Source organism: Ralstonia sp. NFACC01 (assembly GCF_900115545.1).
In the GTDB taxonomy this organism is placed as follows: Bacteria; Pseudomonadota; Gammaproteobacteria; order Burkholderiales; family Burkholderiaceae; genus Ralstonia; species Ralstonia mojiangensis.
The window spans coordinates 278,145-291,357 of record NZ_FOWV01000003.1; the positions used below are offsets into that span (position 1 = coordinate 278,145).

Genomic DNA, 13,213 nt, shown 5'->3' on the forward strand with positions numbered 1-13,213 from the left:
AGAAGACTTCCCGAGGTTTCACCGTTTGCAGCCGCATGCGGCCGCCGGCTTGTCATATCGGCTGGCTACCACCGTTTGCCCTCGACTGTTCCCAGCAGGGGGCGCAATTTCTCGGCAATCGCTTCGCGCGCGCGGAAGATGCGGGACCGGACCGTGCCGATCGGGCATTCCATCGCTTCAGCGATTTCCTCATAGCTCAGACCCTCGATCTCCCGGAGTGTGATTGCGGTACGCAATTCTTCGGGCAGCGCTTCCATTGCACGGTTGACCGTTTCGGCCACCTGCTTGGTGTGCAGCATGGAGTCCGGCGTATTGATATCCCTTAGTAGCTCGCCGTCGGCAAAAGTTTCAGCCTCTTCGGTGTCGATATCGCTGGACGATTCCGGGCGCCGCCCCTGAGTCGCCAGGTAATTCTTCGCCGTGTTGACGGCGATGCGATACAACCACGTATAGAACGCGGATTCCCCCCGAAATTGGGGCAACGCACGGTAGGCCTTGATAAAGGCATCCTGTGCCACATCCTCGACTTCGGCCGGGTCACGGATCAGGCGCGAAACGAGCCGAATGATCTTCCGATGGTACTTGACCACCAGTAGCTCAAACGCTCGCTTGTCGCCTTGCTGGACGCGCTCGACGAGGATCTGGTCGGCTTCGCGTTCGCTCACGGATTCTTCACCTGCAGTGTATCGCCTTGAATTTATGTGACTTGGAAACGTTGTATTTTACCTACGACACACCGGACACCTGAGAAACCACCCGCGGAGGCCCCAGGCGCAACAGACTTCGCATACGACGTAGCGTCCCAGCGGAAAACCACGGCGGCATCAGCACGAAAATCTGTGGACACCATCCGCGACGTGCGACCCCGAGGACCAAGATGCGCTCACCCAGCGGCCATGACCATAACAGAGGCGCATTTTGGACCGCTTCTGGCGCTTCCCATCGGACCTGCCACACGGCTCGGCCGGGCTCCCCGTCTTCTTTGAGACGAGCGCGCCACATCAGTTCCATTGTGAGCGGCGAACGGTTCACCATCAACGGCAGACACGCGGCCGCCGCCAACCCGCCGATGGCGCCCCAGGTAATCCAAGGTAATGCGGCGCCCCATGTTTTGATCGCCCAGAGCACAACCGAGCAAACAAGGGCGGCTATGCCAAACCGGCCGATCGCGCACAGGCGCCGATACGACGCTGGAAAGACAATGTGCTGGATAACCAAGGCAAAAGCGAAGCGGCACGCGCCGTGAGGCTACGTGCCGCTCTGTCTTACGGGCGCTTAAACACCAGCGTACCGTTCGTCCCGCCGAAGCCGAAGTTGTTCTTCACGGCCACGTCGATCTTCATGTCACGCGCGGTATTGGCGCAGTAATCCAGATCGCACTCGGGATCCTGGTTGAAGATGTTGATGGTCGGCGGCGACACCTGATTGTGCAGCGCCAGCACCGTGAACACCGACTCCAGCCCCCCCGCGCCGCCAAGCAAGTGGCCGGTCATGGATTTGGTAGAGTTCACGACGACTTTGCCGGCGTGATCTCCGAAAGCCGCCTTGATGGCTTCGGATTCGTTCTTGTCACCCAGCGGCGTGGAGGTGCCGTGCGCATTCAGGTAATGGACCTGATCCGCATTCATACCTGCATCGCGCAGTGCATTCAGCATGCAGCGGCGCGGGCCGTCCATGTTCGGCGCCGTCATATGGAACGCGTCGCCGCTCATGCCAAAGCCTGCGACTTCCGCGTAGATCGTGGCGCCGCGTGCCTTGGCCGACTCGTATTCTTCCAACACCATCACACCTGCACCTTCGCCCAGGACGAAACCGTCACGGTCCTTGTCCCAGGGGCGCGACGCGGTGGCCGGATCCTCATTGCGCGTGGACAGCGCGCGGGCAGCAGCAAACCCACCGATGCCTAGCGGCGAAACGGTCGATTCGGCACCGCCGGCCACCATTGCGTCAGCATCGCCCGCCTGGATAAGACGCGCGGCCAGACCAATGCTGTGCAGGCCAGTCGTGCAAGCCGTGACGGCTGCCAGATTCGGGCCCTTCAAGCCGAACATGATGCTCAAATGGCCGGAGATCATATTGATGATCGAACCCGGCACAAAGAACGGCGAAATCCGGCGCGGGCCACGATCGACGTAGGTCTGGTGCGTATCTTCGATCATCGGCAGACCGCCGATACCGGAACCGACCAACACGCCGATACGCTCCGCATTGGCTTCGGTGACTTCCAGACCGCTGTCCTTCAGCGCTTGCACGCCGGCAGCAATGCCGTAATGGATGAAGGTGTCCATGTTGCGGGCTTCCTTCGCCGGGATGTAATCCTCAGCGTTGAAACCCTTCACCTCGCCAGCGAAATGCACGGCCAGGTTCGACGGATCGAATTTGGTGATGGTGGCGATCCCGGACTTGCCGGCGACCAGATTGGCCCACCCCTCGGCGACCGAGTTCCCTACCGGAGAGACCAGCCCCAGGCCGGTTACCACTACGCGACGACGGCTCACTATGCTTTCCTGCAACTCTGTATCAGCGACAAAGGCCACAGAAAACGCGCCACCCGGTCAAACCGGACAACCGCCCTTTCTGTGGCCCGCGATGTCAAGAGATCGATTGACGCTTACGCCTTGACGTGGGCGGTCGCGTAATCGATAGCTTGCTGCACCGTGGTGATCTTCTCGGCTTCTTCGTCCGGGATTTCCATACCGAACTCGTCTTCCAGAGCCATCACCAGCTCAACCGTATCGAGCGAATCCGCGCCCAGATCGTTCACGAACGACGATTCGTTCTTGATGTCCGCTTCGGCCACGCCGAGTTGCTCAGCAACGATCTTCTTAACGCGTGCGTCGATGTTGTCCATTTAACCCTCCAGGGAAGTATTCGACAAAAAGTGCGCGCATTCTAGCAGGTTTGCGCGGTGAAAAACCGCGCCGGAATCCATGCAAAAAGTGCGCCCAACATGATGCTAAAAGCCAGTTAAATCAGCGATCGCACAGGATTTTGCTTATGCGCTAAGCCCCGCATGACCGCCGCCGGGACGGCTTCCTTATCCCATGTACATGCCGCCGTTGACGTGCAGCGTCGAGCCCGTAATGTAGCCCGCCGCCGGTGACGCCAGGAAGGCAACCGCGCTGGCGATATCTTCAGGCGCGCCAAGGCGGCCCAGCGGAATCTGCGCCTTCAGCGCGGTATGCTGTTCTTCCGACAGGACCTTGGTCATGTCGGTATCGATAAAGCCCGGCGCGATGCAGTTGACCGTGATGTTACGGCTGCCGATCTCACGCGCCAGCGCGCGAGCCATGCCTTCCACGCCCGCCTTGGCCGCAGCATAGTTCGCCTGACCCGGGTTGCCGGCGGAGCCAACGACCGAAGTGATGTTGATAATACGGCCTCCGCGCGCCTTCATCATCGGGCGCAGCACAGCACGCGACAGACGGAACACAGCGGAGAGGTTCGTGTCGATGACCGACACCCATTCGTCGTCCTTCATGCGCATCGCCAGATTGTCCTGCGTGATGCCCGCATTGTTGACAAGAATGTTCAGGCCGCCGTGCGTCTTGATGGTTTCGTCGATGACGGCCTCGCAGCGCGCGGCGTCATTCACGTTGAGCACCACCCCCGAGCCTTTCACACCGGCTTCGGCAAAGTACGCGGTGATGGCTTGCGCGCCCGCTTCCGACGTGGCCGTACCGACCACCGTCGCACCTTGGCGCGCCAGTTCCAGGGCAATGGCACGGCCGATGCCGCGCGAAGCACCGGTAACGAGAGCAACCTGATTGTTCAATGCTTGGGTCATACGAATCCCGTTGATTATTTGAGTTGACCCAGCACGGCTTCCAGCGACGCCGGATCGAAGATCGCGTCGCCGACGATCTCGCCGTCGATACGCTTGACCAGACCTGCCAGCACCTTGCCCGGGCCGCACTCGACCACGCGGGTAACGCCGTCGGCCTTCATCTTCTGGACCGTCTCAACCCAGCGCACCGGCGATGCCGCCTGACGCACTAGCGCATCCTTGATTGCAGCCGGGTCGTTCACCACAGCCACGTCCACGTTATTGATAACGGGGATTACCGGCGCGTTGACCGTCACGTTGGCGAGATACTCGCGCAGACGATCCGACGCTGGCTTGAGCAGCGACGAGTGGAACGGCGCCGACACCGGCAGAGGGAGCGCGCGCTTGGCCCCTTTGGCCTTGGCGATTTCGCAAGCCTTCTCGACAGCGGCCTTGGCACCGGCGATCACCACCTGGGCCGGCGCGTTGAAGTTCACGGCTTCAACCACACCTGCGATCGAAGCTTCGGCGCATGCTGCGCGCACGTCGTCGTCCGACAGACCGAGGATCGCAGCCATACCGCCCTCGCCCACCGGCACCGCTTCCTGCATCGCTTTGGCGCGGAAACGGACCAACGGTACGGCATCTTTGAACGCGATGGCCCCCGCGGCGACCAGCGCCGAATACTCGCCAAGGCTATGGCCGGCCACGACGGTCGGCGTCGGGCCACCGGCGGCCTGCCATGCTCGATAGACAGCAACAGCCGCCGTCAGCATGACGGGTTGCGTATTGGTCGTCAGGTTCAGCTCTTCAGCCGGGCCTTCGGCAATCAGCTTGCCAATGTCCTGGCCCAGCGCGTCGGACGCCTCGGCCAGCGTGGCCACCACGGCCGGATGATCGGCAAACGCATTGAGCATGCCGACCGATTGCGAACCCTGGCCGGGGAAGACGAAAGCGAATGTCATGGCTCGTATTGTTCGTTCTGGAAATTCGTCGATCAGAAGCGCAGCAGCGCGGCGCCCCAGGTAAAGCCGCCACCCACACCCTCGAGCATCACGTGCTGACCGCGCTGAATGCGGCCGTCGCGCACAGCAACGTCGAGCGCTAGCGGAATCGAGGCTGCAGACGTGTTGCCGTGCTCGTCGACGGTCACGATCAGGCGCTCGTTGGAGAGACCCAGCTTCTTGGTCGTGCCCTGCATGATGCGGATGTTCGCCTGGTGCGGAATCAACCAGTCGACTTGCGAGGCATCGAGCTCCGCGGCCGCCAGTGCTTCACGGGCAACCTTGTCGAGCACCGTGACGGCCAGCTTGAAGACAGCCTGACCATCCATGTACAGGAAGGCGCTACCCTGGATCGCACCTGCGGCCACGTTGCCTGGCACGCATAGGATGTTGGCGTGGCTTCCGTCGGCATGCAACGCAGTCGACAGGATGCCCGGCTCATCAGAAGCCTGCAGCACCACGGCGCCGGCGCCATCGCCAAACAGGACGCAAGTGGTGCGATCGCTGAAATCGATGATGCGCGAGAAGACTTCCGAACCAATCACGAGCACATTGCGGTACGCGCCCGAGCGGATAAATTTGTCGGCGGTCGCCAGCGCGTAGACAAAGCCGGAACACACAGCCTGCACGTCGAACGCAGGGCAGCCGTTGGTAATACCAAGCTTTTGCTGCACCAAGCACGCCGTGCTCGGGAACACGAAATCCGGCGTGGACGTCGCCACCAGGATCAGGTCGAGCTCGGAACGATCGATGCCGGCGGCTTCGATCGCGCGCTCGGCCGCCTTTACTGCGAGGTCACTGCACGTGACATCAGGTTCGGCGAAATGACGCGCCCGGATGCCGCTGCGCGAGACGATCCATTCGTCGCTCGTCTCAATACCCTTCTCGGCCAACTGGGCCGCCAGTTCGTCATTGGTAACCCGCTTGGGCGGCAGGTAACTGCCCGTACCGATGATCCTTGCGAAACGTGTCATGTGCGGTGGGGTGATCTGACTCGGGAGCGACGCGTTCAAGCAGCGTCGGCGGCCGGAGTGGAAGTGGAGACCGGCGCAGCGCCCGCTGCGTCATGGTGCGATTCGAACGCCTGCGCAATGCGGGCGATCACGCCGTTGGCCGCAGCGTCATAGGCACGCTTGATGGCCCATTCGAACGCGTAGGCGTCGGCCGAGCCGTGGCTCTTGATGACCAGACCACGCAGGCCGAGCAGCGCGGCGCCATTGTAGCGCCGATGGTCTACGCGCCGCTTGAAACGCGTCAACACTGGCAGCGCCACGACGGCGAGCAGCTTTGTGAACCACGAGCGGCTGAATTCCTGGCGCAGCATCTCACCGATCATCTTGGCCAGGCCTTCGGTGCTCTTGAGCGCCACGTTACCGACAAAGCCATCGCAGACAACAATGTCGGTCGTGCCCTTGAAGATGTCGTTGCCTTCAACGTTACCGAAGAAGTTCAGGTCGGAAGCGCGCAGCAGCTCACCCGCCTGCTTGACGACCTCGTTGCCCTTGATGACTTCTTCGCCGATGTTGAGCAGGCCAACAGTCGGGCGAGGCTTCTGCTCAACGACCGACACCATCGCCGAGGCCATCTGCGCGAACTGCAGCAGGTGCTCGGGCTCGCAGTCGGCGTTGGCACCAAGGTCCAGCACGGTGGTGCCGGCACCTTTCTCGTTCGGGATGGCGGTAGCGATGGCCGGGCGATCGATGCCGTCCAGCGTCTTGAGAACGTAACGCGACACCGCCATCAACGCGCCGGTATTGCCCGCGGAAACGCACGCCTGAGCGGCGCCGTCCTTAAGCTGGTTGATGGCCACGCGCATCGAAGAATCTTTCTTCTTGCGCAGCGCCACCTCAACCGGATCGTCCATCGACACCACCTCGGAGGCGGGAACGATGTGGACGCGCGGATTCGCGGTGGCGTGGAGTCGCTTGAGCTGCGCCGCAATGGCATCAGGCTGCCCGACGAGCAGCATTTCGACGTCTTCGTGTGCGGCGAGAAAATGGATCGCTGCAGGGATTGTCACGCCAACGCCGTGATCACCACCCATGCAGTCGATGGCAAGCTTGATGGTCATGCGAGTCTGAGTTGCGGTTTCACGTGCGGCTCCGGCCGTTGGCGCGCGTATGGTACACAAACCCGTACACGCATTGCCGAATTTCGCTCAACAAAAAAGCGGCAAATTGGCTTGCCGCTTTTTTGCTTGCATCATGAACCTGTGCGTTCAGACCAACCCAACACGCTTGCCAGAAAACTGGCAAATCGCATCAGTCGTTCTTGGTCTTCACAACCTTGCGGCCACGATAGTAGCCGTTCGGGCTCACGTGGTGACGCAGGTGCACTTCGCCGGTGGTCGGCTCGACGGCGATCGGGGCCGTCGTCAGGAAATCGTGCGAACGATGCATGCCGCGCTTGGACGGCGACTTCTTGTTTTGTTGAACAGCCATGACTGACTCCTAAGCAATTTGATCGATTTTATCACATCACACGGAGCCGGAGCGTAGCCATTCCGGTAGGCGTGTGAAACGTACTGCCATCAGCGCGCGCAAATACTCGCGCACGCCTAATGTTTGGTCTTCAGGTTAGCCAGCACCGCGAACGGCGACGGCTTCTTTTCAGCATCAGCCTCTTCCGGCAACACCTCATCCGGGCAGACTGCATGACGCGGTGACACCGGCAACGCCAGCAACAGCTCATCTTCGATCTGCGTGATCAGATCAAAGTTGCGCGAGCCGACGATGACATCAGCCTCATCGTCATCCAGCGGAGCGGCATCGGCATCGGCCTCTGAGCGCATGACTTCCAGTCGCGTGCACACCGGCAGAGGCTGCTCGTAAGCCTTGAGGCATCGCTGGCATTGCAGCCAGACCGCCCCATCCACTTCGAGATCCACGAAGAGACGCTGGCGGGGCAACTGACCGGCGGTAGCCTCCTCACGCACCAGACCCTGCAACTGCCAACGGAATTGCGTGTTGGCATCAGCGGGAGCATCCGCAGCCTGCTCGGCCAGCAGGCGAGGCATATCGGTCAGATTGACTGTACCGCTTGCCGGCTCACCCGCGCGAATGAACGCGAAAAGATCGAATGCACGAAAATCCACGAATCGAACCTGCTAAACGCGTTGCTGTTGGTGCGCGAACCGGATCGACCGCCCTGCAGCGCCCGACACCTTGCGCCTGGGCGCTCGGTTTGCGACACTGCGCGGCCAAACCGCGAAACGCGGGATTATAGCGGGCAGAAACCTCTGGCGTCAAAAGGTTTTGCTCAAAATCTACTGCATCTTCAAGCACTTATGACTTCTGCATCGCGTCCGCCGCTCATTCTGGCCTCCAGCTCGCCATATCGGCGGGAATTGCTCGAACGCCTGCGCTTGCCGTTTGAGATTGTGGTACCGAACATTGATGAGACCCCCGCCCCGGACGAGTCGCCCGACCAGACCGCGCTACGCCTGGCCCGGCAAAAGGCGGAGAAGGTCGCAGCAGGCTATCCCGGCGCGCTGGTCATCGGCTCCGATCAGGTCGCCACGCTGGACGGTGAGCAGGTTGGCAAGCCGGGCGACCACGCCCGCGCACTGGCGCAATTGCACTGGATGCGTGGACGCACCGTCACATTCCATTCAGCGTTGTGCCTGTACGACGGTCGGACCGGGCAACACCAGAGCGAGGACATTCGCACGCTGGCGACCTTCCGCGATCTTTCCGACGAGGAATTGGACGCCTACTTGCACCTGGAACACCCATACGACGTTGCGGGAAGCGCCAAATCAGAAGGTCTGGGCATCGCCCTGCTTGAACGCGTGGAGTCATCGGATCCGACCGCCCTGGTTGGCCTGCCGCTGATCGCCCTGACCAGCATGCTGCGCAACGTTCACTACCCGCTCTTCGCCTGAACCATGGCCGGTACGCTTTACCTCATTCCAAATACGCTGGGCTCACGCGATGCGGCTGATCCGCTCCCTGAGGTAATTCCGGCTGGCGTGCAGCAGATCACCGCGCGACTCGATTACTTCGTCGCTGAACACGCCAAGACGGCGCGTGCGTTGCTGAAAAAGCTGGCCGAGACTACGCCGCTGGCGCGCCCACTGCAGGAAATCACCATCCGCGAACTGAACGTCAAAACGCCGGAATCGGAACTGGAAGCACTGTTGGCGCCAGTGGCTGCCGGCCAGGACGCTGGGTTGATGTCGGAAGCCGGGGTGCCGGCGGTGGCCGATCCGGGCGCGAATCTCGTGCGCCTCGCGCACCGACGCGGCGTGCGCGTAAAACCGCTGGTGGGGCCGAGTTCGATTCTGCTGGCGGTGATGGCGTCCGGATTGAACGGCCAGAGCTTTGCGTTCAACGGCTATCTGCCCGTCGACGCCGCTGAGCGTAAGACCAAGCTGCGCGCATTGGAACAGCTTTCACGCACTGCAGGGCAAACACAGGTGTTTATCGAGACGCCGTACCGAAATGGCGCGTTGCTCGAGGCCATTCAGGCTGGCTGCGCGCCGAGTACGCTGCTCTCGATTGCGGTGGACCTGACGCTGCCCGACGAGCAGGTCGTCACACTGCCCGTGAGCGACTGGCGCGCCGACCGCATAAACCTGCACAAGCGGCCGGCGATCTTCTCGCTGCTGGCGCGATAGCGCGCCTCTTCCTTCTTTACTCCTTCATCAGCAGCTTAAGCTGGCCCGTAGCGGCCAGCGCCTTCACCGCGCCCGCGCCCATCGCCGTGCCGAGCTTGCGCGCTACACGCGAGGCGAAGTTTTCCTTGACGGTGTAGTCGACCACGTCCGGCGCCTTGATAACGCTGCGCGCCACAAAGTCCGAGCTGCCGATCGCATCAGCCAGGCCAAGGTCCACAGCCTTGGTGCCCGTCCAGAACAGACCCGTGAACAGCGTCGGATCGGCCTTCAGACGGTTGCCGCGGCCCTGCTTCACCACATCGATGAACTGCTGGTGCACCTGATCGAGCATTTCCTGCGCATACTGTTTCTGCTGGGGCGACACGGGCGAGAACGGATCGAGCATCCCCTTGTTCGAGCCGGCCGTAAGTAGGCGGCGCTCGACGCCCACCTTGTCCATCAGTCCAGTAAAGCCGAAGCCGTCCATCAGCACGCCAATCGAGCCGACAATGCTGGCCTTGTCGACGTAAATCTTGTCTGCCGCGGCGGCCACGTAATAACCGCCTGACGCGCACATCTCTTCGACCACGACGTACAGCGGAATCTTCTTGTACTTGGCGCGAAGACGGCGAATTTCATCGTTGATCATGCCCGCCTGCACCGGCGAGCCGCCCGGCGAATTGATCTTCAGGATCACACCGACGGTGTTGTCGTCTGCAAACGCAGCCTGCAACGAGGCGTTGATGTTCTCGGCGCTGGCGTTTGTGTTGGCCGCAATTTCACCATCGAGCGTGACAACCGCCGTGTGGCGGCCCGTGCTAACGGTTTCGCCTTCCAAACTGGCGAACGCGTAAATAAGCACCCCGATCAGGCCCAGCGTCACGAAGCGGAAAAAGATGCGCCAGCGGCGCGCGGCGCGCTGCTCACGGACGGTTGCCATCAAGACTTTTTCCAGCACCTCACGCTCCCAGCCGCTGCCCTGCGCGGATGCTGCTGGCGCAGATGCCGAGGCCGGCCTGCCTGCGGCCGAGTTACGCAATTCAGCCTCAAGCGGATGATCAGCGTGCTGGGCGACTTCCAGCGCTTCTGGTTTGCCTGCACCCTCATTTGGGGCGTCGTCTGGCCCTTTCGGCGGAATCGAGTCGGTCATAGACAAGGAGAAAAACGGTCGAGAAGAAAAACTGCGCTGCTAGGCGGAGGGGGTTGGCTCCGGCGCGGGCACGGGCACCCGAAATAGTGCATCCGGCTGCCACCAGACTGCGCCGTCGCGCTCCGCCACCGCAAGTTTGGACAAATGCGAGCCCCGGCACGGGCCGCCGACGCACCGGCCAGTATCTGGTTCGTAAATGGCGCCATGCGTTGCACACATCAAATACAGGCCCGAGCTTTCGAAAAACTGGCCTTCCTGCCAGTCCATTTCCATCGGCACGTGCGCGCACTGGTTCAAATAACCATGGACGCCACCCGCGTAACGGACAACAAACGCGCTGACGAGCCGCCCCCGCACCTCCACCTGAAACCGGACCCCAAGGCCGCCATCTTCCAGCGCAGTGCTTTCGCACACACGGATCTGTTCCGCCATATCAGGCATGTTGCGTCAGCCAATTGTGTAAATCGGGAACCGACTTGGCGCTATACAACGGCGTAAGGGAATCCAGCACATCGGCAGGATGCGCGCCGTATGTGACGGCTACGCCAGCGGCGCCCGCATTGGCCGCCATCTGCAGATCGTGGGTCGTGTCGCCAATCATCACCGTGCGCTCGACCTCCATGCCGAGATCGCGCGTGAGTTCGAGCAGCATCGCGGGGTGCGGCTTGGAGAACGTCTCATCGGCGCAGCGTGTGTTGTCGAAGACGCCCGTCAGATTCGTCGCCTCCATTGCACGTTGCAGGCCAACGCGGGATTTGCCCGTCGCCACCGCCAGCAGATAGTTCTGGCGGCGCAGCGCTTCCAGCATTTCGCGCACGCCCGGAAACAACACGAGATGCGCGTCGCGGCTGAGGTAATGGAAGCGATATCGATCGGCCAGCTTGCCGTAGTCGGCAGGATCGAGCGTGGGGACCGCATATTCAAGCGCATCCCGCAGGCCCAATCCGATCACGTGACTCGCCCGCGCGTCATCGGGCACAGGCAGATCAAGATCCCGGCAGGCTAGCTGGATCGACCGGGTGATGGCCGACGTCGAATCCATCAACGTGCCATCCCAGTCGAAAACGATCAGGTCAAAACGCTGCTGCGGCATCAGAATCGGGGCCCTTGAAAGCGTTGAGGAAATCGGCACACTCGGCGGGCAACGGCGCATTGAACGTGATGGTTTCTCCGCTTTGCGGATGCGTCAACTGCAGGCGATGCGCGTGCAAGAACATCCGCGCCAGTCGCGGCGAAGCATTCGCACGTGACAGCGCCTTGTTCAGGGCGAAATCGCCATACTTGTCGTCGCCCAGGATAGGGAAACCGGCGTGCGCAAGATGCACACGAATCTGGTGCGTGCGCCCGGTCTTCAGCTCGGCCTCCAGCAACGTGTAGGGACCAAACACCCCTACTTTGTTGAAGATCGTGTGCGATGCCTGCCCGTCGGCCTGCACACGCACCCGGCGCTCGCCTTCGGGCGTGGTGTATTTGTGCAGGGGCGACTTGATGTGTTGACGCTTGTGCGGCCAGACGCCCTTCACAGCCGCAAAGTACCGCTTGTCCAACTGGCCTTCACGGATCTGCTCATGCAGCGCTACCAGCGCAGAGCGCTTTTTGGCGAGCAACAGCACACCCGACGTTTCGCGGTCGAGCCGGTGCACCAACTCTAGAAACTTTGCGTCCGGGCGAGATTGGCGCAATTGTTCGATCACCCCGAACGCCACCCCGGAGCCACCGTGCACGGCCACCCCTGCGGGCTTATCGATCACCAACAAGTGCGTATCTTCGTGAAGGATCGTGAATTCTGCCGCAGGAGCTACACGCGGCGATTCGGCCTGCTGGGCGATTCGGAGGGGAGGAATACGGACGAGATCGCCAAGTTTCAGGCGATATTCCGCGTCAATGCGACTCTTGTTAACCCGCACCTCGCCGGAACGCAGGATGCGGTAGATATGGCTTTTGGGCACGCCCTTGGCCACGCGCATCAAGAAGTTGTCGATGCGCTGACCTTCAGCGTCCTCGCCGATTTCAACATAGGCGACCGACTTGCCGTCGAGTGCATCGCCGAGTGTGCCACGTCCGGCCTGTTGAATGCGGCCATCAAATGGATGGCGTAACTCATTCATTTTCAATATAATTTTCTCGCTGGACAGTCGTTTAGGCGCCAGCAACAGCCGGTCGGAACGAAACAACAGGTATTGTACACAGCCACCGTTTCGGTCCGGAACGCGCCGATCTCTCGCCCACTTGTGTTACAAAGCTAATCACGTGGCCGACTAATCGGCACGAAAGCAGCACGCACCGCTGTCCCACTGAGCAGGACGTGAACCAAAGATCACGTCGGCTCCGTCGGCCAGCGTAGAACGAGCAGCTGGTAGAACAGAATTCAAAGGCGGGCGCCACATGGTCATCCATACGGCGCCCGCTTGGTGAAAGAAGCCCTTGCCGCACCAGACTGGTGCCGGCCGGCTGAACATCCGGTTACCGCGTTGCCATGGCGGTCCGGCGGCAAAACTCCAAAAAGCAGCACGCCGCCCGATTTGCCCCGCCGCGGGTTTCGTCCGGACAGGCCGTCCGTCAATTCGCTCTTTGTGGTCGCTTCACGCGACTCGCCGCTGCCGGCCCGCCTGCAAATGCAACGGGGCCCGTGGCACGAGTGACAGGACGCGCAAACTGGACGCCAACCGCGTCCGCGGACTCCGCCCTGCCATCCA

Annotated in this window: 14 protein-coding genes and 1 pseudogene; 2 read left to right on the forward strand and 13 right to left on the reverse strand. The window is 61.6% G+C overall.

From position 1 onward, the window contains the following. Nucleotides 1-65: 65 nt before the first annotated feature. The 9 genes and pseudogenes from rpoE to BM136_RS09325 all read right to left on the reverse strand — a co-directional run bounded on the left by rpoE (nt 66) and on the right by BM136_RS09325 (nt 7,864). Nucleotides 66-665 carry an RNA polymerase sigma factor RpoE gene (gene rpoE, locus BM136_RS09285; RefSeq protein WP_004635646.1) on the reverse strand — a complete coding sequence of 200 codons (600 nt, stop codon included), beginning with the start codon at nt 663-665 and terminating at the stop codon, nt 66-68. A 600-nt stretch (nt 666-1,265) separates the two neighbouring features. After that, entirely contained in the window at nt 1,266-2,498 is a 1,233-nt protein-coding gene (gene fabF / locus BM136_RS09290; protein ID WP_092971575.1) for a beta-ketoacyl-ACP synthase II, read from the reverse strand. Between the two features lie 113 nt (nt 2,499-2,611). Then, on the reverse strand, nt 2,612-2,851 hold the full coding sequence (gene acpP, locus BM136_RS09295; RefSeq protein WP_004635650.1) for an acyl carrier protein: 240 nt from the start codon (nt 2,849-2,851) through the stop codon (nt 2,612-2,614). A 186-nt stretch (nt 2,852-3,037) separates the two neighbouring features. Next, nucleotides 3,038-3,787 carry a 3-oxoacyl-ACP reductase FabG gene (gene fabG, locus BM136_RS09300; RefSeq protein WP_092971576.1) on the reverse strand — a complete coding sequence of 250 codons (750 nt, stop codon included), beginning with the start codon at nt 3,785-3,787 and terminating at the stop codon, nt 3,038-3,040. Nucleotides 3,788-3,801: 14 nt separating this feature from the next. Continuing rightward, nucleotides 3,802-4,731 (reverse strand): ACP S-malonyltransferase, encoded by a 930-nt coding sequence (gene fabD, locus BM136_RS09305; RefSeq protein WP_092971577.1) that lies wholly within the window; start codon nt 4,729-4,731, stop codon nt 3,802-3,804. A 32-nt stretch (nt 4,732-4,763) separates the two neighbouring features. Next, a complete protein-coding gene (locus tag BM136_RS09310) occupies nt 4,764-5,744 on the reverse strand; it encodes a beta-ketoacyl-ACP synthase III (protein ID WP_092971578.1) in 981 nt (326 codons plus the stop codon). A 101-nt stretch (nt 5,745-5,845) separates the two neighbouring features. Further along, nucleotides 5,846-6,841, reverse strand: a pseudogene (gene plsX, locus BM136_RS09315) (phosphate acyltransferase PlsX); the annotation flags it as partial. Between the two features lie 190 nt (nt 6,842-7,031). Beyond that, nucleotides 7,032-7,211: a 50S ribosomal protein L32 gene (gene rpmF, locus BM136_RS09320; protein WP_003268823.1), complete on the reverse strand. Its 180-nt coding sequence runs from the start codon at nt 7,209-7,211 to the stop codon at nt 7,032-7,034. Nucleotides 7,212-7,327: 116 nt separating this feature from the next. Next, nucleotides 7,328-7,864, reverse strand: a complete 537-nt coding sequence (locus BM136_RS09325; RefSeq protein ID WP_092971580.1) for a YceD family protein — start codon at nt 7,862-7,864, stop codon at nt 7,328-7,330. A 192-nt stretch (nt 7,865-8,056) separates the two neighbouring features. Here BM136_RS09325 and BM136_RS09330 point away from each other — a divergent pair, with 192 nt between their 5' ends. After that, complete coding sequence (locus BM136_RS09330) at nt 8,057-8,653, forward strand: Maf-like protein (RefSeq protein WP_092971581.1); 597 nt, start codon at nt 8,057-8,059, stop codon at nt 8,651-8,653. 3 nt (nt 8,654-8,656) lie between these two features. Beyond that, a complete protein-coding gene (locus BM136_RS09335) occupies nt 8,657-9,388 on the forward strand; it encodes an SAM-dependent methyltransferase (protein ID WP_092971582.1) in 732 nt (243 codons plus the stop codon). 16 nt (nt 9,389-9,404) lie between these two features. On the opposite strand, the gene BM136_RS09340 is transcribed toward BM136_RS09335, so the two are convergent. From BM136_RS09340 to BM136_RS09355, 4 genes are read right to left on the reverse strand one after another with little or no spacing between them, the layout of a single operon-like run. Further along, nucleotides 9,405-10,517: a S49 family peptidase gene (locus BM136_RS09340; protein WP_092971583.1), complete on the reverse strand. Its 1,113-nt coding sequence runs from the start codon at nt 10,515-10,517 to the stop codon at nt 9,405-9,407. 39 nt (nt 10,518-10,556) lie between these two features. Then, entirely contained in the window at nt 10,557-10,958 is a 402-nt protein-coding gene (locus tag BM136_RS09345; RefSeq protein WP_092971584.1) for a Rieske (2Fe-2S) protein, read from the reverse strand. Further along, on the reverse strand, nt 10,951-11,610 hold the full coding sequence (locus BM136_RS09350) for an HAD-IA family hydrolase (protein WP_004635673.1): 660 nt from the start codon (nt 11,608-11,610) through the stop codon (nt 10,951-10,953). The genes BM136_RS09345 and BM136_RS09350 overlap by 8 nt, the downstream gene beginning before the upstream one ends. Further along, a complete protein-coding gene (locus BM136_RS09355) occupies nt 11,591-12,625 on the reverse strand; it encodes an RluA family pseudouridine synthase (RefSeq protein ID WP_092971585.1) in 1,035 nt (344 codons plus the stop codon). The genes BM136_RS09350 and BM136_RS09355 overlap by 20 nt, the downstream gene beginning before the upstream one ends. Nucleotides 12,626-13,213 lie beyond the last annotated feature (588 nt).